This is a genomic window from Aeromonas intestinalis (assembly GCF_054052485.1).
The window spans coordinates 238672-262850 of sequence record NZ_JBSTYK010000003.1 but is presented as its reverse complement, the minus strand read 5'-3'; the positions used below and the strand labels follow the sequence as shown (position 1 = coordinate 262850).

Annotated in this window: 18 protein-coding genes and 1 tRNA gene; 14 read left to right on the top strand and 5 right to left on the bottom strand. The window is 64.2% G+C overall.

Going from position 1 to position 24179, the window contains the following annotated elements:
- Positions 1 to 29: 29 nt before the first annotated feature.
- A tRNA-Ser gene (locus ACW5W7_RS05555) sits at positions 30 to 117 on the top strand.
- Between the two features lie 167 nt (positions 118 to 284).
- The gene (locus ACW5W7_RS05550; RefSeq protein WP_349918290.1) at positions 285 to 539 is read left to right on the top strand and encodes a DUF6719 family protein; all 255 of its coding nucleotides are present in this window, start codon (positions 285 to 287) and stop codon (positions 537 to 539) included.
- Positions 540 to 630: 91 nt separating this feature from the next.
- Here the strand turns inward: ACW5W7_RS05550 and prpF are convergent, their stop codons facing one another.
- From prpF to prpB, 4 genes are all read right to left on the bottom strand, one after another.
- Entirely contained in the window at positions 631 to 1818 is a 1188-nt protein-coding gene (prpF, locus tag ACW5W7_RS05545) for a 2-methylaconitate cis-trans isomerase PrpF (protein WP_456501044.1), read from the bottom strand.
- Positions 1819 to 1948: 130 nt separating this feature from the next.
- Positions 1949 to 4573, bottom strand: a complete 2625-nt coding sequence (acnD, locus tag ACW5W7_RS05540; RefSeq protein ID WP_456501043.1) for a Fe/S-dependent 2-methylisocitrate dehydratase AcnD — start codon at positions 4571 to 4573, stop codon at positions 1949 to 1951.
- Positions 4570 to 5730, bottom strand: a complete 1161-nt coding sequence (prpC, locus tag ACW5W7_RS05535; protein ID WP_349918285.1) for a bifunctional 2-methylcitrate synthase/citrate synthase — start codon at positions 5728 to 5730, stop codon at positions 4570 to 4572. Before prpC ends, acnD begins: the two co-directional genes overlap by 4 nt.
- Before the next feature lie 63 nt (positions 5731 to 5793).
- Positions 5794 to 6678 carry a methylisocitrate lyase gene (gene prpB, locus ACW5W7_RS05530; RefSeq protein ID WP_456501042.1) on the bottom strand — a complete coding sequence of 295 codons (885 nt, stop codon included), beginning with the start codon at positions 6676 to 6678 and terminating at the stop codon, positions 5794 to 5796.
- Between the two features lie 365 nt (positions 6679 to 7043).
- On the opposite strand from prpB, the gene ACW5W7_RS05525 reads away from it, so the two are divergent.
- From ACW5W7_RS05525 to ACW5W7_RS05470, 12 genes are all read left to right on the top strand, one after another.
- On the top strand, positions 7044 to 8024 hold the full coding sequence (locus ACW5W7_RS05525) for a quinone oxidoreductase family protein (RefSeq protein ID WP_456501041.1): 981 nt from the start codon (positions 7044 to 7046) through the stop codon (positions 8022 to 8024).
- 71 nt (positions 8025 to 8095) lie between these two features.
- A complete protein-coding gene (locus tag ACW5W7_RS05520) occupies positions 8096 to 8944 on the top strand; it encodes a TauD/TfdA dioxygenase family protein (RefSeq protein ID WP_349918280.1) in 849 nt (282 codons plus the stop codon).
- Between the two features lie 83 nt (positions 8945 to 9027).
- Positions 9028 to 10080 (top strand): 3-keto-5-aminohexanoate cleavage protein, encoded by a 1053-nt coding sequence (locus tag ACW5W7_RS05515; RefSeq protein WP_456501040.1) that lies wholly within the window; start codon positions 9028 to 9030, stop codon positions 10078 to 10080.
- 188 nt (positions 10081 to 10268) lie between these two features.
- Positions 10269 to 11603: an MFS transporter gene (locus ACW5W7_RS05510; protein WP_456501039.1), complete on the top strand. Its 1335-nt coding sequence runs from the start codon at positions 10269 to 10271 to the stop codon at positions 11601 to 11603.
- On the top strand, positions 11600 to 12604 hold the full coding sequence (locus tag ACW5W7_RS05505) for a DsbA family protein (protein ID WP_456501038.1): 1005 nt from the start codon (positions 11600 to 11602) through the stop codon (positions 12602 to 12604). The genes ACW5W7_RS05510 and ACW5W7_RS05505 overlap by 4 nt, the downstream gene beginning before the upstream one ends.
- A complete protein-coding gene (locus tag ACW5W7_RS05500) occupies positions 12592 to 13611 on the top strand; it encodes a YeiH family protein (RefSeq protein ID WP_456501037.1) in 1020 nt (339 codons plus the stop codon). The genes ACW5W7_RS05505 and ACW5W7_RS05500 overlap by 13 nt, the downstream gene beginning before the upstream one ends.
- 75 nt (positions 13612 to 13686) lie before the next feature.
- Positions 13687 to 14388, top strand: coding sequence for a CoA transferase subunit A (locus ACW5W7_RS05495; RefSeq protein WP_456501036.1), 702 nt, complete (start codon positions 13687 to 13689; stop codon positions 14386 to 14388).
- A gap of 1 nt (position 14389) precedes the next feature.
- Positions 14390 to 15019 (top strand): CoA transferase subunit B, encoded by a 630-nt coding sequence (locus ACW5W7_RS05490; protein WP_456501035.1) that lies wholly within the window; start codon positions 14390 to 14392, stop codon positions 15017 to 15019.
- A 549-nt stretch (positions 15020 to 15568) separates the two neighbouring features.
- Positions 15569 to 17491, top strand: a complete 1923-nt coding sequence (locus ACW5W7_RS05485; RefSeq protein WP_456501034.1) for a DUF1302 domain-containing protein — start codon at positions 15569 to 15571, stop codon at positions 17489 to 17491.
- 28 nt (positions 17492 to 17519) lie between these two features.
- Positions 17520 to 18878 carry a DUF1329 domain-containing protein gene (locus ACW5W7_RS05480; RefSeq protein ID WP_456501033.1) on the top strand — a complete coding sequence of 453 codons (1359 nt, stop codon included), beginning with the start codon at positions 17520 to 17522 and terminating at the stop codon, positions 18876 to 18878.
- Positions 18879 to 19025: 147 nt separating this feature from the next.
- Positions 19026 to 20102 carry a WD40/YVTN/BNR-like repeat-containing protein gene (locus ACW5W7_RS05475; protein WP_456501032.1) on the top strand — a complete coding sequence of 359 codons (1077 nt, stop codon included), beginning with the start codon at positions 19026 to 19028 and terminating at the stop codon, positions 20100 to 20102.
- A gap of 52 nt (positions 20103 to 20154) precedes the next feature.
- Positions 20155 to 22686, top strand: a complete 2532-nt coding sequence (locus ACW5W7_RS05470; RefSeq protein WP_456501031.1) for an efflux RND transporter permease subunit — start codon at positions 20155 to 20157, stop codon at positions 22684 to 22686.
- Between the two features lie 245 nt (positions 22687 to 22931).
- Here the strand turns inward: ACW5W7_RS05470 and ACW5W7_RS05465 are convergent, their stop codons facing one another.
- A complete protein-coding gene (locus ACW5W7_RS05465) occupies positions 22932 to 23984 on the bottom strand; it encodes an AraC family transcriptional regulator (protein WP_456501030.1) in 1053 nt (350 codons plus the stop codon).
- Positions 23985 to 24179 lie beyond the last annotated feature (195 nt).

Below are 24179 nucleotides of genomic sequence, written 5' to 3'. Positions count from 1 at the left end.
AAGCGCCTGACGTAGTATGCACGCCGTTCGGAGGGGTGGCAGAGCGGCTGAATGCACCGGTCTTGAAAACCGGCGATGGGCGACCATCCGTGGGTTCAAATCCCACCTCCTCCGCCATCTAGATAGCCCAAGCGATCATGTCGTTTGGGCTTTTTTGTGTCTGATCTCGTCACAGCGGCGCCGGGAGGCACTTTCGAGGGGGCGGCGGCGCTGGCTACACTGGCTGGGTCAATGTGGGGCAGGGGATGGCTCTGCCCGCATCGGAACCATGAGTGGGAGTGCCTATGGCGGTGACATGGAAGCGTGGAGGGTTGCTGGCGATGGGATGTGCGGCCGCCTTGATGGCGGGATGTGCGACCCTGGTGCCCGAGCCCGTCGAGTATCTGCCGCAGGATCCCCCGCCCGGTGGCCTCGCGTACGGGAAGAAGGTCTATGTGGACGATGGCCAGTGTCCGGCCAGTCAGGTGAAGCAGCTGATCGGCGGCGATGCCAAGCGGAATATTCCGCGCCAGGTGGAGTGTGTGCCCAGACCACAATGAGAATGGGTTTGTGGTAGCGAAAAATGCTGAAAAAAAGAGCCAAGGCAGCTGCCTTGGCTCTTTTTTTATGGGTCAAAGGAGGATGGCCGAGTTAGAAGGCGTCTCCCGGTACCCGTACCCAGCCCTCCATCAGGATGCGGGCTGAGCGGGACATCACCGCCTTGGTGACGGTCCACTCCCCGTTCACCTGACGCGCCTGTGCCCCCACCCGCAGGGTGCCGGAGGGGTGGCCGAAGCGCACCGCTTCCCGCTCGCCGCCCCCTGCGGCCAGGTTGACCAGGGTGCCCGGGATGGCCGCCGCCGTACCGATGGCCACCGCGCAGGTGCCCATCATGGCGTGGTGCAGCTTGCCCATGGAGAGGGCCCGCACCAGCAGATCGATGTCGCCACCTTTAACCTCCTTGCCGCTGGCGGTGCTGTAGTCCTTCGCCGGCGCGACGAAGGCGATCTTCGGCGTGTGTTGGCGGGTCGCTGCTTCTTCAGGAGTCTTGATGAGCCCCATGCGCAGGGCGCCGGCGATGCGGATCGCCTCGAAGCGGGCGAGGACCTCCGGATCCGTGTTGATCGCTTCCCGCAGCTCTGCACCTGTGTAGCCAATTTCCTCGGCGTTGACGAAGACGGTGGGGATGCCGGCAGTAATCATGGTCGCCTGCAGGGTGCCTATGCCTGGTACTTCCAGCTTGTCTATCAGATTGCCGGTGGGGAAGAGGGCGCCGCCCTCCTCGCCATCATCCGAGGGGTCGATAAACTCCAGCACGATTTCGGCGGACGGGAAGGTGACCCCGTCCAGTTCGAAGTCGCCGGTCTCCTGCACTTGACCGTTCGTCACCGGCACGTGGGCGATGATGGTCTTGCCTATGTTGGCCTGCCAGACTCGCACCATGCAGGTGCCGTTGTCCGGGATACGGGCCGGGTCCACCAGGCCCGCGTGGATGGCGAAGGCGCCGGCGCCGGTGGAGAGGTTGCCGCAGTTGCCGCTCCAGTCCACGAACGCCTTGTCGATGGCGATCTGGCCGTAGAGATAGTCCACGTCGTGATCGGGCTGGTTGCTCTTGGAGAGGATTACGCACTTGGAGGTGGAAGAGGTGGCGCCCCCCATACCGTCGATATGGGCGCTGTAGGGGTCGGGGCTGCCGATGACGCGCAGGAAGAGCGCATCCCGGGCCGGTCCCGGCACCTGGCATGGCTCGGGCAAGTCCTGCAGGCGGAAGAAGACCCCCTTGCTGGTGCCGCCGCGCAGATAGGTGGCCGGGATTTTGATTTGTGGTTGGTGGGCCATAGAAATCGTCCAAAAAAGGGTGATAGAAGCTTCTCTGCTGGGGAGAAGGTGCCCGAAGGAGAGTCGGGTGAGGGAGACGTATGTTCCCTCACCCAACCCTCTCCCAAAGGGAGACAGGCCTGGCTGGATATTAGCTGGCGGCCTTGTGGGCCGTCGACTCCAGGAAGTCCTGAGCGAAGCGCTGCAGCACGCCGCCCGCCTCGTAGACCGAGACCTCTTCGGCGGTGTCGAGGCGACAGGTCATGGGCACCTCGACTACCTCGCCACTGCGACGGCGGATCACCAGGGTGAGATCGGCGCGCGGTTTGCGCATCCCCACCACGTCATAGGTCTCGGTGCCGTCCAGCCCAAGGGTCAAACGGGTGGTGCCCGGTTTGAACTCCAGGGGCAGTACCCCCATGCCGATGAGGTTGGTGCGGTGAATGCGCTCGAAGCCTTCCGCCGCGATCACCTCCACCCCCGCCAGCCGTACCCCCTTGGCCGCCCAGTCCCGGGACGAGCCCTGTCCGTAGTCGGCGCCGGCGACGATGATGAGCGGCTGCTTGCGCTCCATGTAGGTCTCTATTGCCTCCCACATCCGCATCACCCGGCCTTCCGGCTCGACCCGGGCCAGGGAGCCCTTCTTCACGGCGCCGTTGACCACCGCCATCTCGTTCACCAACTGGGGGTTGGCGAAGGTTGCGCGCTGGGCGGTCAGGTGATCGCCGCGGTGGGTGGCGTAGGAGTTGAAGTCCTCCTCCGGCAGGCCCATCTTGTGCAGGTATTCCCCCGCCGCGCTGCTGCGCAGTATGGCGTTGGAAGGCGAGAGGTGGTCGGTGGTGATGTTGTCCGGCAGCACCGCCAGCGGCCGCATGCCGCGCAGGGGGCGCTCACCCGCCAATGCCCCTTCCCAGTAGGGGGGGCGACGGATATAGGTGCTCTGGGGACGCCAGTCATAGAGCGGTGCCACCTTGGGACTCTGGTCTTCCTCGATGGTGAACATGGGGATATAGACCTGGCGGAACTGGGACGGTTTGACCGCCCCGCGTACCACGGCGTCGATCTCTTCATCCGACGGCCAGATGTCTTTGAGGCGGATTTCCTTGCCGTTCACCACTCCCAACACATCCTTCTCGATATCGAAGCGGATGGTACCGGCGATGGCGTAGGCCACCACCAGGGGAGGGGAGGCGAGAAACGCCTGCCTGGCATAGGGGTGGATGCGGCCATCGAAGTTGCGGTTGCCGGACAGCACAGCGGTGGCATAGAGATCCCGCTCGACGATTTCCTGCTGGATGGCGGGATCGAGCGCGCCGGACATGCCGTTGCAGGTGGTGCAGGCAAATGCCACCACGCCGAAGCCGAGTTGCTCCAGCTCCTCGTCCAGCCCCGCTTCTTTCAGATACAAGGCGACTGTCTTGGAGCCGGGCGCCAGGGACGATTTGACCCAGGGTTTGCGCACCAGCCCGAGCCGGTTGGCGTTGCGGGCCAGCAGGCCTGCGGCAATCACGTTGCGCGGGTTGCTGGTGTTGGTGCAACTGGTGATGGCCGCGATGATGACGGCGCCATCGGGCAGCAGACCGTCGGCCTCCTGGGTGCGGGCCTTGTCCAGATCCACCGCGATGCCACGCTCCGCCAGGGCGGAGACCGGCAGGCGGCGATGGGGGTTGGAGGGGCCGGCCAGGGTGCGCACCACGCTCGACAAATCGAAGTGCAGCACGCGCTCGTACTGGGCGCTCGCGAGGGCATCGGCCCAGAGGCCAGCTTCCTTGGCATAGGTCTCCACCAGTTTCACCTGGCTGTCGTCGCGACCGGTCAGGCGCAGGTAGTCGAGGGTCTGCTGGTCGATGAAGAACATGGCCGCGGTGGCGCCGTATTCCGGCGCCATGTTGGAGATGGTGGCTCGATCGCCGAGGGTCAGGGCGGCGGCGCCTTCCCCACGGAACTCCAGGTAGGCGCCAACCACCTTCTGCTGGCGCAGGAACTCGGTCAAGGAGAGCACCACATCGGTGGCCGTGATGCCGGGTTGCGGCTTGCCACTGAGTTCTACGCCGACTATCTCCGGCAGCCGCATCCAGGAGGCGCGCCCCAGCATGACGTTCTCGGCTTCCAGTCCGCCCACGCCCACGGCGATGACGCCGAGGGCGTCAACGTGGGGAGTGTGGCTGTCGGTGCCGACGCAGGTGTCCGGGTAGGCGAGGCCGCGATCGGCGTGAATGACCGGGGACATCTTTTCCAGGTTGATCTGGTGCATGATGCCGTTGCCGGGCGGGATCACCTCGATGTTCTTGAACGCCTGCTTGGTCCAGTTGATGAAGTGGAAGCGATCCTCGTTGCGGCGATCCTCGATGGCGCGGTTCTTGGCAAACGCATCGGGGTCAAAGCCGCCACACTCCACGGCGAGCGAATGATCGACGATGAGCTGCACCGGCACCACCGGGTTGACCTTGGCAGGATCGCCCCCCTGATCGGCGATGGCGTCGCGCAGCCCTGCCAAATCCACCAGGGCGGTCTGGCCCAGGATGTCGTGGCAGACCACCCGAGCCGGGAACCAGGGGAAGTCGCGATCACGCTTGTTCAGGGCGATCTGGGTCAGGCACTCGGTGAGGATGGCCGGATCGCACTTGCGCACCAGGTTCTCCGCATGGACGCGCGCCGTGTAGGAGAGCCTGTCCCAGGCGCCGGGCGCGATGGCCTCGACCGCCGCGCGGGTGTCGAAGTAGTCAAGCGCCGTGCCGGGCAGGGGCTTGCGATATTGGCTGTTGAGCTGGCTCATGGGCGCTCCTTGAGCGGCACGAAGCGCAGATCTTCCGGGCCGACGTAGTTGGCGCTCGGGCGGATGATCTTGCCGTCGATGCGCTGCTCGATGACATGGGCGGACCAGCCGGAGGTGCGGGCGATGACGAACAGCGGAGTGAACATGGCGGTGGGCACCCCCATCATGTGATAGCTGACGGCGCTGAACCAGTCGAGGTTCGGGAACATCTTCTTGGCGTCCCACATCACTTCTTCGAGGCGCGCGGCGATGTCGAACATCTTGGTGTTGTGCTGTTCCTGGCTGAGATCGCTCGCCACCTGCTTGATCACGTGGTTGCGCGGGTCGGAGACGGTGTAGACGGGGTGGCCGAAGCCGATGACCACTTCTTTTCTCTCGACCCGGGCGCGAATGTCGGCCTCGGCGTCATCCGGGTTCTCGTAACGCTTCTGGATCTCGAACGCCACCTCGTTGGCGCCGCCGTGCTTGGGCCCACGCAGGGCGCCGATGGCCCCCGTGATGCAGGAGTACATGTCGGAGCCGGTGCCGGCGATGACCCGGCCGGTGAAGGTGGAGGCGTTGAACTCATGCTCGGCATAGAGGATGAGGGAGGTGTGCATGGCGCGCACCCAGGAGGCTCGGGGCTTTTCGCCATGCAACAGGTGCAGGAAGTGGCCGCCGATGGAGTCATCATCGGTTTCGACGAAGATGCGTTTGCCGTTGTGGCTGAAGTGATACCAGTAGAGCAGCACGGACCCCAGGCAGGCCATCAGCTTGTCGGCGATGTCGCGGGCGCCCGGGTGGTTGTGATCGTCCTTCTCCGGGGAGAGGCAGCCGAGCACGGAGACGGCGGTGCGCATCACATCCATGGGATGGGCGCTCGGTGGCAGTTGCTCCAGGGCGGTCTTGACCCCGGTGGGCAGGCCGCGCAGGGCCTTGAGCTTGGCCTTGTAGGCGGCGAGCTCAGCCACATTGGGAAGATGCCCGTGCACCAGCAGGTGGGCAATTTCCTCGAACTCGCAGCTGGTGGCCACGTCCAGGATGTCGTAGCCACGGTAGTGCAGATCGTTGCCGGAGAGGCCGACGGTACACAGGGCCGTGTTGCCGGCGGCGGTGCCGGAGAGGGCGACGGATTTCTTGGGCTTGAAGCCGGTGGTCGTTTCGGGAATGGCGCTCATCACATGTTTCCTCATTCAGTCCGTTGAAGCGCCAGCCGCCAGCATGAGGCGGCTGGTCGCGGCTTATTCCTTGGTGAACAGTCTGTCCAGAGTCTGCTCGTAGTGGTGATAACCGAGGAAGTCGTAGAGGGACTCCCGGGTCTGCATGGTGTCGACCACGGCGCGCTGGTGACCATCGCGGCGCAGCTGCTGATAGACATTGAGGGCGGCCTGATTGGCGGCGCGGGCGGCGCTCAAGGGGTAGAGCACCATGTCGACGCCATGGGCGGCCAGGGCCTCCTTGTCAAACAGCTCGGTTTTGCCAAATTCGGTCATGTTGGCGAGGATGGGCACTCCGGCGGCCTGCTTGAAGCGATCGTACTGGTCCAGCTCGGTGACCGCCTCGGCGAAGATCATGTCGGCACCCGCCTCCACGTAGGCGGCGGCGCGCTCCAGCGCCGAGCCCAGCCCTTCCACCGCGAGGGCATCGGTGCGGGCCATGATGACGAAACTCTCGTCCTGGCGGGCGTCCACCGCGGCCTTGATCCTGTCCACCATCTCGGCGATGGAGACCACCGCCTTGTTTGGCCTGTGACCGCAGCGCTTCTGGGCAACCTGATCTTCCATGTGGACGGCGGCCACGCCACCGCGCTCGAAGGCACGGACGGTGCGGGCGATGTTGAAGGCGCCGCCCCAGCCCGTGTCTATGTCCACCAGCAGGGGAACCTGGGTGGCGGCCGTGATGCGCTCTGCATCGATCAGCACGTCATTCATGGAGGTCATGCCCAGATCCGGCAGGCCGAAGGAGGCGTTGGCCACCCCGGCACCGGACAGATAGAGGGCCTTGAAACCGCTGCGCTCGGCCATCAGCGCCATGTAGGCATTGATGGTACCGACGATCTGCAGGGGTTTCTCATTGGCCAGGGCAGTGCGAAAACGGGTTCCGGCCGAGGGGGATAGCTTGGACATTGTGACTCCTTTCATGGGCTTCTTGTCTGCTGCGGATAGCACTATCTGACACCACGTTTACGTTAACGTCAATGCGCCTTAGGTCGAAGGTTGAGCCCCTGGGGCGCCGCCTTCGGCGGCATTGCAATAACGTCTTTTGAGTCAACCAGATAGGCTCTTTGCTTCCAGGCAAGACCTGGTCATGGCGCCGTCGCCATGGGGGTTCAGGGGGATTCTGTCCTCTTCACTACCGGGCTTCAACGGATTCGAAAGGACTGTCATGAGATGAAAAGTGGCTGTCGCCCGATGCAAAGCGGACGTTTACGTAACCCCCTAGATTCAATCCGGACGAAGATTTTCACTCACGAATGGATTGGAGAGCAGCCATGGCCAACGCCATACGCTTTTATGAAACAGGGGGCCCCGAGGTCCTGCGTTATGAAGAGGTTGGTGTCGGGGAACCCGGGCCTGGCCAGGTACGTCTGCGCCACGCCGCAGTCGGTCTCAACTATGCCGACACCTATTTTCGTAACGGCACCTACCCGATCCCGCTGCCCAATGGCCTGGGAGTCGAGGCGGCCGGTGTGGTCGACGCGGTGGGCGAGGGCGTCACCAACGTCGCCGTCGGCGATCGCGTCACCTATACCGGCTTTATCAATACCCTGGGCGCTTACTCGACCGAACGGCTGATCCCGGCCGCGCCGCTTATCAAGCTGCCGGACAGCATCTCCTGCGAGACCGCCGCCGCCATGACCATGCGCGGCCTGACGTCCGCCTACCTGATGCGCCGCATTCACGATTTCAAACCCGGTGACCGCATCTTGCTGCACGCGGCGGCCGGTGGTGTGGGTCTCATCGTCGCCCAGTGGGCCAAGCTGCTGGGGCTGACGGTGATCGGTACAGTGTCGAGCGAGGCCAAGGGGGAACTGGCCCGGGCCCATGGCTGCGACTACATCATCGACTACAGCCGTGAGGACGTGGCCCAGCGGGTGCGCACCCTGACCGAAGGGGCGGGGGTTGATGTGGTGTTCGACAGCGTCGGCAAGAGCACCTTCATGGGTTCGCTTGATTCGCTGAAACGCCGCGGCCTCATGGTTTGCGTCGGCACCGCCTCCGGCCCCATCGACGGTTTCAACCCCCAGTTGCTGGCCATGAAGGGTTCCCTCTACCTGACCCGGCCGGCGCTTGCCGACTACATCGCCGATCCCGCCGAGAAGGAAGCCCTGGCGGGGGAGCTGTTCGATCACGTGGCCAGCGGCCGGATCAAGATAGAGATCAACCAGAAGTACGCGCTGCAGGACGCGGCGCAGGCGCACCGGGATCTGGAGTCTCGCAAGACCACAGGCTCCTCCATCTTCGTTATCTAGGGTGCGAGTTTCCCGTCCCATAGGGCGGGGAACTTGTCCGGTCGCCTGACTTGTCATCTAGGGAGAGAGACATGCGTGTAGAACAACTGACCTGCCATATCGGCGCCGAGCTCTCTGGCGTCACGCTGGCGGATGCCGTCCACGACGGGGATCTGTTTGCACAGATCCGCGCCCAGCTGCTCAGGCACAAGGTGCTGTTCCTGCGCAATCAGGAGCTCAGCCGGGCCGATCACGTGGCCTTCGCCCGCCGCTTTGGCGAGCTGGAGGATCACCCGGTGGCGGGCAGCGATCCGGACCACCCCGGTCTGGTGCGCATCTACAAGTCGCCGGAGGTGCCAAACGATCGCTACGAGAACGCCTGGCACACGGACGCCACCTGGCGCGAGCAACCCCCCATGGGCTGCGTACTGCGCTGCGTGGAATGTCCGCCGGTGGGGGGCGACACCCTCTGGGCCAATATGGCGGCGGCCTACGATGCGCTGCCTGAGGAGATCAAACAGAAGATCGCGGGGCTACGTGCCCGTCACAGCATAGAGGCGAGTTTTGGCGCCGCCATGCCCATCGAGAAGCGGCTCGCCCTGAAGGCCCAATTCCCGGATGCCGAGCACCCCGTGGTGCGTACCCATCCTGAAACGGACGAGAAGATCCTGTTCGTCAACGCCTTCGCCACCCACTTCACCAACTACCACACCCCGGCCCATGTGCGGGTCGGCCAGGACTACAGCATGGGGGGCAGCGATCTGCTGCGCTACCTCATCAGCCAGGCCTATATCCCCGAGTTCCAGGTGCGCTGGCGCTGGCAGCCGGGAAGCATAGCCATCTGGGACAACCGCAGCACCCAGCACTATGCCGCCATGGATTATGCCCCCTGTCATCGCAAGATGGAGCGGGCCGGGATCATGGGCGACAAGCCCTTCTAGGTACGTGGAAAAGTGCCAAACCATTACGCTGCCCAGGATGAGTGGAACGCCCGGGCAGAGCTTCACCTCAAGGAGAGAAACAGATGCAATTTTTTGACGATTCCCTGCACCCGGAAAACATGGAAAAGGTAGTCATCACGGTCGCGCCCTATGGCCCCGAGTGGGCGCCTGAGGACTTCCCGGAAGACATCCCCGTGACCATGGAGGAGCAGATCCAGAAGGCGGTGGAGTGCTACGAGGCGGGCGCGACCGTGCTGCATCTGCACGTGCGTGAGCTCGATGGCACCGGCTCCAAGCGACTGTCCAAGTTCAACGAGCTGATCGCCGGGGTGCGCAAGGCGGTGCCGGACATGATCATCCAGGTCGGCGGCTCCATCTCTTTTGCGCCGGAAGGGGAGGGGGAGGCGGCCAAGTGGCTCTCCGACGACACCCGCCACATGCTGGCTGAGCTGACCCCGAAACCGGATCAGGTCACGGTCGCCATCAACACCACCCAGATGAACATCATGGAGCTGCTCTACCCGGAATACCTGGCAGGCACCTCCCTGGCCCATCCGGCCTATCAGGCTGCTTACAGCGAGATGACGGTCCCGGCCGGCCCGGCCTGGGTGGCGGAGCACTTGAAGCGCCTGATGGCCAACGGCATCCAGCCCCACTTCCAGCTGACCGGCATGCACGCCATGGAGACCCTGGAGCGGCTGGTGCGCAAGGGCGTCTACATGGGGCCGCTGAACCTGACCTGGATTGGCATCGGCGGTGGCTTCGATGGCCCCAACCCGTTCAACTTCTTCAACTTCGTCCACCGTGCGCCGGATGGCTGCACCCTGACCGCCGAGTCCCTGCTCAAAAACGTGCTGCCGTTCAACATGATGGCCATGTCCATGGGGCTGCACCCGCGTTGCGGCATTGAGGACACCATCATTGGCCAGCACGGCCAGCGCATGAGCTCGGTGGAGCAGATCCGCCAGTGCGTGCGGGTGGCCCACGAGCTCGGCCGCGAGGTGGCCAACGGCAAGGAGGCGCGCGCCATCTATCGCATCGGGGTGCAGTACGACAGCGTCGAGGAGACCTTGCGTGCCAACGGCATGGCGCCGAACCGCTCCCAGGGCCAGAAAGGGGTGCCCCAGCGCTCCTGAGCCAGTTGGGTCGCGGTGTGAAAAATAAGCGCCGCGCCCCGTCAACTCTGTTTGCCAAAGGGCCGCAGCCCTTGCAATATGCAGCACCTGGCAAGTTGAGTGATGTGTCAGTAGCGGGTTTCCGGCGGCTCCGGCCGTCGGTACCTCGACCGGGTTCCAACCCAATCTGTTGTAGCGCGAGGGATTGTATGGCTACGTATCATATCGATGAGGGCGCCCCGGCCGGCGAGGTTGCCGTGCCCCGTCGCTACGCCTGGATAGTGTTTGCACTGACCTTCGGCCTGCTCATCTCCGACTACATGTCGCGCCAGGTGCTCAACGCCGTCTTCCCCATGCTCAAGGGGGAGTGGGTGCTCTCGGATACCCAGCTTGGCCTGCTGAGCGGCATAGTCGCGCTCATGGTCGGGCTGCTCACCTTTCCGCTCTCCTTGCTGGCAGACCGTTTCGGCCGGGTGAAGAGCCTGGCCCTGATGGCCGCACTCTGGAGTCTGGCGACCCTGGGCTGCGCCCTGGCCCAGAACTACGAGCAGATGTTCATCGCCCGCTTCCTGGTGGGGGTGGGGGAGGCCGCCTACGGCAGCGTCGGCATCGCCGTGGTGGTCTCCGTCTTCCCGCGGGAGATGCGGGCCACCCTCTCCGGCGCCTTCATCTCCGGCGGCCTGTTTGGCTCAGTGCTCGGCATGGCCAGCGGGGGTTTGCTGGCCCACTGGCTCGGCTGGCGCTGGGCCTTCGCCGGCATGGCCCTGTTCGGCCTGCTGCTGGCGGCGCTCTACCCTCTGGTGGTGAAAGAGTCGCGGATCTCGACTCCTTGCCGCGGCGGCAAGGGGGCGGCCGGGGGGCGCAATCCCTTGCGCAGCCTCTATTCCAGCCGCTCGGTGATCTCGGCCTATGTGGGCAGCGGCTTGCAGCTGTTCGTCGGTGGCACCGTCATCGTCTGGATGCCGAGCTACCTCAATCGCTACTACGGCATGGAGACGGACAGGGCAGGGGCGGCGGCGGCCATCATAGTGCTGTGCAGCGGCGCCGGCATGATCCTCTGCGGCATGCTGAGCGACCGGCTCTGCAAGGCGCGGCCGGATCGCAAAATCAGCCTCGCCATCGGTTACTGCATCGGCAGCTGCGCCCTCTTGTCCCTGGCGTTCGCCCTGCCGTTCGGCTTGCCCCAGCTGGTGCTGATCTGCCTTGGCATGTTCATCGCCACCGGCACTTCGGGCCCCGCCGGCGCCATGGTGGCGAACCTCACCCACGCCAGCGTGCACGGTACCGCCTTTGCGACCTTGACGCTCGCCAACAACTTGCTCGGCCTCGCGCCTGGCCCCTTCATTACCGGCAAGGTGTCCGATCACATCGGTCTGGACAATGCCTTCCGGCTGGTGCCCCTCATCAGCATCGCGGCGGCCATGGTCTTTCTCTACGCCAGGCGCCACTACCACAAGGACGTGGCAAGGCTGGAAGGGGAGTCCTCCCCGTCCATCGTCTCCGATCCCGCCATCAACGAAAGCCACACGGAGGTCAGGGCATGAGCCGTTCCCTGCAAACCCTGAGAGTCGATGTCTATTTCGATTTCATCTGTCCCTGGTGCCTGATCGGCAAGCGTCAGCTGGATGAGGCTCTGGCCCGGCTGCGGGCCGAGCGACCCGAGTTGCGGGTGGAGCTGCGCTGGCACGGGGTGCAACTGCTGCCCTATCTGCCACTGCAGGGGGAGGATTTCCACGCGTTTTACCTGCGACGCCTCGGTAGCGAGCCCGCGGTGCGGCTGCGCCAGGCCCAGGTACAGCAGGCTGCGGCGACCGTGGGTGTAGGCCTGGACTTTGACAAGATCCCCCGCATGTCAAACACCGCCGATGTCCATCGTCTGTGGCAACGGGCCTGCCAACTGGGCACCCCGCAGCAGCAGGAAACACTGCTCGAATCGTTGTTCGCCAGTCACTTCCTGCAAGGGGGGGATCTGGGGGATGGGAATCTGCTGCTGGATTTGGCCGAGCAGGCCGGTTTCGCGCTGGAGGCCCTGGTCAGCTGCCTGCACGGGGATGGCAGCCCCTTCTCAGGGGTAGCCGAGGGGCCCGCCAGTCAGGGGGTCCCCAGCTTCGTGATGGGAGGGGGGCTGACCCTCTCCGGCGCCCAGCCGGTGGAGAAACTGCTCGCCAGCCTGCGCCTGGCGGTGGCGGCCGAGGAGTGCCGGGGGAAGGAAAAAGCACGTCTCGAAGTGCCCGCCGACCGGGTGCCTGCTCCCGGTCAGCGCGCTCTCATCGAAGGGGAGGGCAAGAGCCTGGTGCTGTTCAACATCGACGGCGAGTTTCATGCCATCGATGACAGCTGCCCCCATCAGGGCGCCTCCCTGTGCGGCGGCAAGCTGGAGGGGGAGACAGTCCAGTGCCGCGCCCATGGCCTGCGCTTCAACCTGCGCACCGGTTACCTGCAGGGTTCGACCCAGCTCAGGGTCGGTCGTTACCCGGTGGAGCGGGAAGAGGATCGCCTCTTCATCGTCCTGACACCCGAGGAGCGCCTCTCATGCACGCCCTAGCCCTGACGGATCGCTTCGCCCGGGTGCGCGAGCTGGCCCCCGGCATGACCATCAGCCTGGTGGTGGCCGCGGCCGCCACCTTCCTGGCCGAGCACTACGGTGCCCCCGTGCTGCTGTTTGCCCTGTTGCTCGGCATGGCGCTGAACTTCCTCAGCGGCGAGGGGAGCTGCAAGGCAGGCATCGAGTTCACGGCGCGCAGCGTCTTGCGCATCGGCGTCGCCCTGCTCGGCATGCGCATCACCCTGGGACAGATAGCCGAGCTCGGCTGGATGCCGGTGATCCTGGTAGTGACGCTAGTGGTGGTCACCATCAGTCTCTCCGTCGTCGCCGCCAGGCTGATGGGCTTCCAGCGCCTGTTCGGCATGCTGACCGGCGGCGCCACGGCGATCTGCGGTGCCTCCGCCGCCCTGGCCCTGGCCGCCTCCCTGCCCCATCACCCGCAAAAAGAGCGGGCCACCCTGTTCACCGTCATCGGGGTCTCTGTACTCTCGACGCTGGCGATGATCACCTATCCCATGATCGCCCGCTTCTTCGAGCTGACCCCGGTGGAGTCGGGGGTCTTCCTCGGCGCCACCATCCACGACGTGGCCCAGGTGGTGGGGGCGGGCTACAGCATGTCCACCGAGACCGGGGACGTGGCCACCGTGGTCAAGCTGATGCGGGTCGCCATGCTGCTGCCGGTGATCCTGGTGGCCGCCATGATCACCCGGATGCAGGGGGCGGATCCCGCCTCCGGCAAACGGCCACCCCTGCTGCCCCTGTTTGCGGTGGGTTTCCTGGTGCTGGCCTGCTTCAACAGCACGGGCTGGGTACCCGCCATGGTCCAGAGCGGGGTCAATGATCTGTCGCGCTGGTGTCTGGTGATCGCCATCGCCGCCATCGGCATGAAGACCCAACTCAGGGAGCTGGCGGCGGTGGGCATCAAACCCATCCTGCTGATGGTGGGGGAGACGGTGTTTCTCGCCGCCCTGGTGCTGCTGTTGATGCACTGGGGGATCAAGCCTTAGGACGGTGACGAGTGCGCGATGACACCCCTGAGGCATCGACGCTGAATGGCCAACGGATTAGCCAGAGAGGAATCTATGAACAAGTTATATCCCAGCGCCCGGGCCGCCCTCGGCGATCTGGTGCAGGACGACATCACCATCGCATCGGGGGGCTTTGGCCTGTGCGGCATCCCGGAGCAGCTCATAGGAGCACTGCAGGAGAGCGGCAAGCGCGGCTTCACCATCATCAGCAACAACTGCGGGGTGGATGAGTTCGGCTTGGGGCCCCTGCTCCACAGCCGCCAGATCAAGAAGATGATCTCCTCCTACGTGGGGGGCAACAAGGAGTTCGAACGCCAGTATCTCGCCGGGGAGCTGGAGCTGGAGTTCACCCCCCAGGGGACGCTGGCCGAGAAGCTCAGAGCGGGCGGCGCCGGCATCCCGGCCTTCTTCACCCGCACCGGCTACGGGACCCTGATTGCCGAGGGCAAGGAGACCCGTCAGTTCGATGGGGACTGGTATGTGATGGAGCGCTCGCTCACCGCGGATCTCGCCATCATCAAGGGCGCCAGGGCCGACAAGGCGGGCAACCTGATGTTCAACAAGACGGCCCGCAACTTCAACCCGCTCTGCGCCAAGGCGGGGCGGATCTGCGTCGCCGAGGTGGAGGAGATAGTCGAGGTGGGCGATCTGGCCCCGGACGACATCCACCTGCCCGGCATCTATGTGCAGCGGCTGGTGCTCAATCCCAACCCTGAGAAACGCATCGAAGTGCGCACCGTCATGGAGAAAAATTGAGATGGCATGGACCCGTGAAGAGATGGCGCAGCGCGCCGCAGAGGAGTTGCAGGACGGCTTCTACGTGAATCTGGGCATCGGCTTGCCAACCCTGGTGGCCAACTATATTCCCGAGGGCATGGAGGTGTGGCTGCAAAGCGAGAACGGCCTGCTCGGCATCGGCCCCTTCCCGAGCGAAGAGGAACTGGATCCTGATCTCATCAACGCCGGCAAGCAGACCATCACCACCTTGCCCGGCAGCAGCTTCTTCGACAGCGCCGAGAGTTTCGCCATGATCCGCGGCGGTCACATCAATCTGGCGCTGCTCGGCGCCATGCAGGTGTCCGAGCGCGGGGATCTCGCGAACTGGATGATCCCGGGCAAGCTGGTCAAGGGGATGGGGGGGGCCATGGATCTGGTGGCCGGGGTCAAGCGGGTGGTGGTGCTGATGGAGCACTGCGCCAGGAACGGGGAGCACAAGATCCTTTCGTGGTGCAATCTGCCCCTGACCGGAGTCGGGGTGGTGGCTCGCATCATCAGCGATCTCGCCGTGCTGGATGTGACCCCAAATGGCCTCAAACTGGTGGAGCTGGCCCCCGGCATCGACTTCGAGCAGTTGCAGGCCGCTACCGGCTGCCGCATCTGCCGCTAAATCGCGTGTAGGCTGACTCGTCGGCCATTTTCACGGCGAAGTGAAGGCGCCTGGGCCTGCTTCGCCGCTTTTATTTATTCCGCCCAGCCATCTTGCCTGGTTCGGCTCCTTGTCGGGTCTTGGCCCCAGAGGCGCTGACAATCCGCGCCACGCCTTTGCGCTGGTGATGGGTCACTCACCTGAGATCCCCGTTATTGTCTTTCACCAAGCCGGTTTATCCCCCAGCAGGAGGCCATCCGGCACCCCTTTCTTCCCCGTTTTTCGGCGCCGCCCACGCCTGTCATCAAATGAAAAGTGACTGACGTTCAATGGCAAGCAGGGGGGCCGGGCTGGCCGTAGAGTCGGTAGCAACAACACAGAGCGCACCCGGGGGAATCACCCGCAAGGGGAGGAGGCAAACAGAGCGCCCCCTCATCCCCAAGGGAAGCGCCGACACTGGCACAACCGCCAGGCAAGCAGCCGAGCAACACCATCAAGCCAACGGAAACGGCGATTAAACAGAGCAAGACCAACAACAAATAACAAAAGATGACACTCGGAGAGACTGTAATGGATTACAAGCACACGAGTCATGGTGCTGGCGCACTGCGCGTCAGCCTGCTGGCGACGGCCATCGCGGCCGTCCTCATGCCAGGCGTTCAGGCGGTGGAGATCGACACGGGCAGCGAAGAGTGGTCCGTGCGCTTCGACAACACCGGCAAATTCAACTACGGCATGCGCACCGAGAGTGCGGATTCCCGCATGCTCGCCACCCCGAACAACAACGACGGGGATTACAACTTCAAGGACGCCGGCGACACCGTCACCACCCGCTTCGATCTGCTGACCGAGCTCGACGTGGTGAACAAGGGCAACACCGGTTTTCGCATCAGCGCCGCCAGCTGGTATGACTACGCCTATAGCGGTGTGGGCGCCGATGAGAACCCCTTCATCAATGGCAACGACGAGCGTTCCGGCATCGCCGGCTGGGCGGGCAGACCCGCGGCGCCCGCCATGTTCGGCAGCGCGCACCTGAGCGACTACGCCGACCGCTACTACCACGGTCCCTCCGGCGAGATCCTCGATGCCTTCGTGTTTCACAACATGGAGCTAGGCGACGAGTCCCTGCTCGGGGTCAAGATAGGTCAGCACAACATCTTCTGGGGGGAGACACTGCTGAACCCTGTGCACTCGGTCAGCTATGGCCAGTCCGGTCTGGATCTCGCCAAGCTGGCGGCATCCCCCGGCACGGAGGCGAAAGAGCTGTTTGTGCCCCGCAACCAGATCTCCGCCTCCTTCACGCTCAATCCCGAGTGGACCTTCGCCGCCCAGTATTTTCTGGACTGGAACGCAGCCCGATTGCCGGAAGCCGGCACCTATTACGGCGGCTCCGATCTGGTGGGCTTCGGTGCCCAGTCCTTCCTGCTGGGTCACACCGGCGGACCGGGTCTGGCCGGACCGAACGGCACCCTGAGCAACATCCGCCGCGGCGAAGACATAGAGCCCGGCAAGCACGGTGACTGGGGCATCATGACCAAATGGTCCCCCGAGGCGCTGGACGCTACCCTGGGAGCCTACTATCGCCGCACCGCCGACATCCTGCCCCAGGCGGTGCTGGATGCCAGGGGTCTGAACACCGGCGGGCAGGGGCTCAGAGGCATACCGATCCTGCGCAACTCAGTGGATACGGCGAGCTACAGCTTCGCTTACGGTGAAAACATCGACATTGTTGGCCTTAGCCTGTCAAAAGATGTTGCGGGAGTGAGTGTGGGCAGTGATTTGAACTATCGCCACAACATGCCACTCTCCAGCATCCCGGCGCTGCTGAGCGCCGCCGGTGCGGACAGCCTGGCCAGCGGTTTCGGTGCCTTGCCACCGCGCAATGCCAACACGGGGACCCTGGTGGATGGCAGCGATGGCTACAGCGCCACCGGTGACACCCTGCACTGGACCATCAACGGCCTGATGACCATCGCCGACACCCCATTGTTCGACTCCGCCGTGCTGCTCTCGGAGCTCTACTACAGCAACCTCCTGCACCTCGATGAGCACAACAAGGCGCTCTACAAGGGGGAAGACAGCTATCAGGGGCTCGACAAGTCGACCCGGGACAACTGGGGCCTGGCCCTCAACTTCACCCCGACCTGGTATCAGGTCTTCCCCGGTGTCGACATGAGCATGCCGCTCTCCATCAACCTCGGCCTGAGCGGGATCTCCCCCGTGCAGGGGGGCGGGGCGGAAGACACCGGCAACTACGCAGTCGGCCTCGGTGCCACCATTTACAACCAGTACTTCGTCGACCTGAAGTACGTGGACTCCTTCGGCAAATCCGCCGAGTGCAACGACGGCGCCACCGACGGCTCCATCCCCAACGCCCTGGATGCCACCCAGCGCAACACCTGTTACGCCGGTGGTTACGCCTCCTTCTCGGGAGGCGGTGCCACCACGGAAGACAGGGGCGCCGTCTACCTGACCCTCAAGACCACTTATTGAGTCACGCGAGTGCATCGGAGAACGTGATATGAACCAGAACAAGACTATGTTGGCCGCCTCTTTGACCCTGGCCCTCGCGGGCCAGGCCCTGGCTGCCGTCTCGACCAGCGAAGCCCAGCAGCTTGGCAGCAATCTGACCCAGATAGGCGCCGAGGCAGGGGCCAATGCCGATGGCAGCATCCCCGCCTACAGCGGCGGCCTGACCACGCCCCCTGCCGGGTTCAAGGCCGGTGACAGCATGCGCCCGGACCCTTACGCCGGCGACAAACCCCTGCTGGTGATCAACGGCAAGAACGAGGGGCAGTACAAGGGGCTGTTGACCGCCACCACGGCGGAGCTGCTCAAGCGCTTCCCGGATTTTCGCGTCGATGTCTACCCGACCCACCGCAGCGTGGCGCTGCCCCAGGCTGTGCTGGACAACACCAGGCAAAACGCCCTGAATGCCAAGACCCTGGAAGGGGGAATGGCGGTGGACAAGGTGCTGCCGGGTATCCCCTTCCCCATCCCCAAGACGGGGGCAGAGGCCATGTGGAACTTCCTGCTGCGCTACCAGGGGGTGAACATCGCCACCAAATATGACTCCTGGAACGTGGACTCCGCCGGGGTGGCGGCCCTTTCCACCACGGGGCAGGCGTTCATCAACTACGCCATCTACGAGGACATGAGCAAGCCCATCTCGGCCAAGGATACCTACTACCAGATGAAGCTCTACTACACGGGGCCGGCGCGCCGCGCCGGTGAGGCCATCATGTTGCGCGATGCCGCCAACCCCCTTGAGCAGCCGCGCAAGGCCTGGCAATACCTGCCGGGGCAGCGCCGGGTCAAGCTGGCGCCGAATCTGGCTTACGATACCCCGAACCCGGGCACCTCGGGGGCCGGCACCTATGACGACGTCTTCGTCTTCAACGGGGCCCTGGACCGCTTCGATTGGAAGCTGGTAGGCAAGCAGGAGATGATCGTTCCCTACAACACCTACAAGCTCACCTATCAGCCCGACGCCAAGGCCCTGACCACCCCGAACTTCCTCTCGCCGGATCAGGTGCGCTGGGAGAAACACCGGGTCTGGGTGGTGGAGGGAAGCCTCAAGGCGGGCGAGCGCCACATCTACGCCAAGCGCCGCTTCTATCTGGATGAAGACAGCTGGGTGGCCCTGGCCTCGGATCAGTACGATGCCCGTGGTCAGCTCTATCGCGGCTCCTTCGCGTTCCTGAGCCAGAGCTATGACAAGCAGACCCCGGACGCCACCCCCTTCATGATCTATGACCTGGTGGCGGGCACCTACAACATCAACGGCGTGGTAGGGCCGTATGGCGGTATCCATTACGGCGCTTCGCTGTCCAAGGCGAAGTGGTCGCCGGAGTCTCTGGCTGGCGCCGGGATCCGCTAAGCAGTCACGGGGGGGCCGGGGGGGGGTGGGGGGCCCGGGGGGCCCAAGCGCTGCCCGGGCCCCGGGGCGCTTCTGGGCCCCCGGGGCCTCCCCGGTGTTGGCGCCTGGGCTCATGTGCCCGGACGCAGCTCAAGACAAGGACGTGGTATGGGTTCATTCAAGACGTTGGCACCACTGATGTGCTGCGCCCTGCTGATGCAGAGCGCCGGCGTGCAAGCGGGGCAGGCGGCCGACTATGTGGACGTACTGGACTTGCCGGCGAAAGCCAGCCCCCTGGCCGAGCACAGCCCCCTGCTGAGTCTGGCCAGGGCCGGCAACCGGTTGGTGGCGGTGGGGCAACGCGGTCACATCCTCTACTCCGACGACGAGGGGGAACGCTGGCAGCAGGCTAGCGTGCCGGTGAGCGTAGATCTGACCGCCGTCGTCTTTCCCACCCAACTGCAAGGTTGGGCCGTGGGGGGGGATGGGGTGGTGCTGCACAGCCAGGACGGCGGCGCCAGCTGGCAAAAACAGCTGGATGGCCGCCAGATAGGCGAGCTGGTGCTCAATCATTACTTGGTACTCGCCAAGGCAGAACCCCGGAGCGAGCTCTGGCCCCAGCTGGTGGAGGAGGGGCAACGGCTGGTGGAGGAGGGGGCCGACAAGCCATTGCTCGGCGTCTGGTTCCAGAACGAGCGGGTGGGCTACGTGGTCGGGGTGTTCAACCTGATCCTGCGCACCGACGATGGCGGTGAGCACTGGACGCCGATGCAGGATCGCACCGACAACCCGCAGGGGTTGCACCTCAATGCCATCGCCCGGGCGGGCAGCGGCCTCTATCTCGCCGGTGAGCAGGGTTTGCTGCGCAAGTGGGATGAGGGGCAGCAGCGTTTCCTGGCCCTGTCATCCCCCTACGCGGGCAGCTTCTTTGGTCTCATCGGCCAGGACAACCAGGTGATCGTCTACGGCCTGCGCGGCCACGTCTATCGCAGCACGGATGAGGGGACGAGCTGGACCCGGCTCGCGAGCCCCTTGCTCATCAGCATCAGCGCGGCGGTGCAAGACGGAGGTGGTCAGGTGCGCCTGTTCACCCAGGCCGGGCATCTGCTGCGGGTCGACGGCAATCAGCCGCTGCAGCTGGTTCCCCAGAGCGATCCTTCACCCGTGGCGGGGGCCGCCCTGACGCAAGATGGCGCCCTGGCGCTGGTGGGCAGTCGTGGCGTGCGTACCCTGGCTATCAAATGATGGACGGCTGCCCAAAGGGGGCCGGATAACAATAACGAGAGAGTACCCAGATATGAGCCATGTGAAGCAAGATGCGATGCCGGTGATCCGCGATCTGGCGGATTTCGATCGGCGCTCCGGCAATCTGCTGGAGCGGCTGGTGTTCAATCACAGACCCCTGTTCATGCTGCTGATGACGCTGGCGACCCTGGTGCTGGGCTATATGGCGACGACGAGGCTGGAGCTTCGGCCCAGCTTCGAGAAGATGATCCCCAAGAGCCAGCCCTACATCAAAAACTTCCTGGAAAACCGCCAGTCCCTGCGCGGCCTCGGCAACTCGGTGCGGGTGGTGGTGGAGAACACCCAAGGAGACATCTTCGATCCCGATTATCTTGGCGTGCTCAAGCGGGTCAACGACGAGCTGTTCCTCACCGAAGGGGTCGACCGGGCCTGGATGAAGTCCCTCTGGAGTCCGGCGGTGCGCTGGACCGAGGTGACAGAGGAGGGCTTCCAGGGAGGCCCCGTGATGCCGGACGCCTATCAGGGCAAGCCTGCGGACATAGAGCAGTTGCGCCAGAACATCAACCGGGCCGGTATCGTCGGCAGCCTGGTGGCGAGTGATTTCAAGTCCAGCATGCTTATCGTGCCCCTGCTGGACAAGGCATCGGCCACAGGCCAGCCCCTCAACTATCAAGAGTTCTCCCAGCGCATCGAGCAGTTGCGCGACCAGATTGAGTTCGATGGCAAGCCTCATCAGGCGGGAGAGGAGGGGACGGGCAAGTACAAGATCCGGGTCATCGGTTTTGCCAAGCTGGTGGGGGATCTCATCGATGGCCTCATCCAGGTGATCATGTTCTTCGCCCTGGCGGTGGCGACCTCGCTCGCCATCATCTTCCTCTACACCCGCTGCGTGCGCAGCACGTTACTCGTGGTTGGATGCTCCCTGATCGCCGTGGTGTGGCAGCTCGGCCTCGTCGCCTGGCTCGGCTACGCCATCGATCCCTATTCCGTGCTGGTGCCCTTCCTCATCTTCGCCATCGGGGTCTCCCACGCGGCCCAGAAGATGAACGGCATCATGCAGGACATCGCCCGTGGCACCCATCGCCAGGTTGCCGCCCGTTACACCTTCCGCCGCCTGTTCCTGGCCGGGGTCACGGCGCTGCTCGCCGATGCGGTGGGTTTCGCCGTGCTGATGCTCATCGACATCCCCGTCATCCAGGATCTCGCCATCACCGCCAGCATCGGGGTGGCGGTGCTCATCTTCACCTCCCTCTTGCTGATGCCGGTGGCCCTCTCCTATGTGGGAGTGGGACACAAGGCGGCCGAGCGGGCCCTGCGGATGGAGAACAACGCCGCCGCCCACAAGGGCTTCGGCAGGCTCTGGGATCTGCTGGACCGCTGCACCGAGCGCAACTGGGCCACCGTCGTGGTGGTGCTGGGACTGGCCATGGGGATAGGCGGCTATCTGGTGAGCCTGAACCTGAAAGTCGGCGATCTGGACAGCGGGGCCCCCGAGCTGCGCGCCGATTCGCGCTACAACAAGGACAATGGCTATATCACAGGCCACTACGCGCTCTCGAGCGACCTGTTCGCTGTCATGGTCAAGACGGCGCCGGAGGGGTGCCTCGACTACAAGACCCTGATCCTGGCGGATCGCCTGGGCTGGGAGCTGCAGCAGCATCCCGGGGTGCAGGCCACCACCTCGCTGGTCAACGCGGTACGCCAGATCACCGCCGGCACCTATGAGGGCAACCCCAAGCTCGCCAGCATACAGCGCAACCAGAACGTGCTGAACTATGCCGCCCAGCAGGCCTCGGTCAACAGCCCAGAGCTGTTCAACACCGACTGCTCCCTGATGCCGGTGATAGCTTACCTGAAAGATCACAAGGCCGAGACCCTGAGCGGCGTGGTGGCCATCGCCGACCAGTTTGCCCGCGACAACAGCACGGCGGATCGCCAGTTCCTGCTCGCCGCGGGCAGTGCCGGCATCGAGGCCGCCACCAATGAGGTGGTGCACGCCGCGAGCCGTACCATGCTGCTCTATGTCTATCTGGCGGTGACTGTCTTCTGCCTAATCACCTTCCGCAGCTGGCGGGCAACCGTGGTGGCCCTGGTACCCCTGATGCTCACCTCGGTACTGTGCGAGGCGCTGATGGTGGCCATGGGGATAGGCGTCAAGGTGGCGACCCTGCCGGTGATTGCGCTCGGGGTCGGCATCGGCGTGGACTATGCGCTCTACCTGCTGAGCGTGCAGTTGCACTACCAGCGCCAGGGCCTCTCCCTGGTGGAGTCTTACCGCAACGCCGTGGCCTTCACCGGCCGAGTGGTGGGGCTGGTGGGGATCACGCTCGCCGCCGGCGTGGTGGGCTGGGCCTGGTCGCCGATCAAGTTCCAGGCGGACATGGGGATCCTGCTTACCTTCATGTTCCTGTGGAACATGCTGGGGGCCCTGATCGGGGTGCCGGCGCTCTCCTACTTCCTGCTGCGTGGCACTGGTCCTGCCCTGGCAGAGGTTGGGGAGCTGGCCTCGCCCCGTGCGAGCGCCGATGCCAGCGCGCCCCAGGGGAGGATGGCGGTGGAGCCGTTGCCAGCCGATGCCCGCTGACGGGCGGCAAGCTGAGTACCAAGAGGGAGGCTGATGCCTCCCTCTTTTTTCGGGTGCAGCCCAAGGGGCCAGGCCGGATGGAAATCAGGTCGGGTGGAAAAGGGGATGCACGCGGGTTCGCGATACGGCCTTCATCGTCTCCCCTTCGTGTGGGGTCGATGACGAGTGGCGAGCCTTGAAAAGCGAAAGGCAGAGAGGGAGGCTTGATGCCTCCCTCTCTGCGTCTGGCAAAGGAGAATGGTGGCCTAGCCGTAAGCCAGGCTGGTATGGGCGCTTTGGGACAGCTTGGGCACTATCTTGTTGCGCGATCGCCAGGTGGCGGGGGGCATGCCGAACTGGGCATTGAACCAGCGGGTGAAGGAGCTTGGCATGGAGTACCCCAGCATGTCGGCGATGTGGCCGAGGGAATATCCCGAGTTTTGCAGGTAGCGCATTACCAGATCGCGGCGCACGTCGTTGATGAGCTCGCTGAAGGTAGCGCCGCTCTCTTCCAGATGGCGCTGCAGGGTGCGCACGTTCATGCCGAGGGTGCGGGCGATTTGCTCTATGGTGGCACGCCCCATGGGCAGCAGCAGGTAGATGGCCTTGCGCACGTCGGTCAGCAGGGATTGCTGGGTTTCCACCATGAGGGTATCGAGGTACTGGCGCGCGTGGCGGGCCATGGCCTGGTTCGCCAGGGGGTTGGGGATATCCAGATCCGTAGACTGGCAGACGATGCCGTTGAACTCGCTGCCAAACTCCAGCTTGCAGCCGAACAGGCGTTTGTGGATGGAGAGATCCGCCGGCGCCGCGTGAGTGAAGTTGACGCTGATGGGGTGCCAGTTCGCCCCAACCCCGACCTGGGAGGCGCAGAAGCGGAACATGACGCCGACCGCGAGCTCGGTGGCCTGGCGCGAGGGCATGGGGGCATCCGTGATGATCTCTTCGCGAATGATGACCGTCTTGCCCGCCTCCTCGATGAAGATGGCCAGGGCGTTATTGAACAGGTGGATGTATTGCACCATCACCTGCAAGGCTTCGCGCAGGTTGGGCTGGTAGCTGAGCAAGAGGCTCACCTCGCCAAAGTCCGACAGTTGGCGATGCTCCGCCATGCGCAGTCCCAGGCTCTGACAACCGCCGGTGCGTGCCGACAGCTCAAGCAGATTGACCACAGTCGCGACCGGGATGCGTTGATTGGGGACATCCAGTATGGAGGCGCTGAGGCCGGCTTGTGACAACAGGTTGGGGGTGTTGAGGCCCAATTGGCGGGCGACGTCGAGATAATTGGTGAGGGTAGCGGCTCTGGCTAGAAGGGTCATGATGCAGTTCCCATGGCGACGGCTCATCTGCTGGTTGTTAACTGTTTTTTATCATTTCATTTACATTGAGGGAAGCCCTATTAACTGTATTGTTAGTCATCAATAGTCGTAGGTTTCAGCTGTCCCCCCTGATATCTGTCATTTCTGCTGCCAACCTGTCCCTGTCGTAAAAAGACAAGTCCATGGCATCCAAGG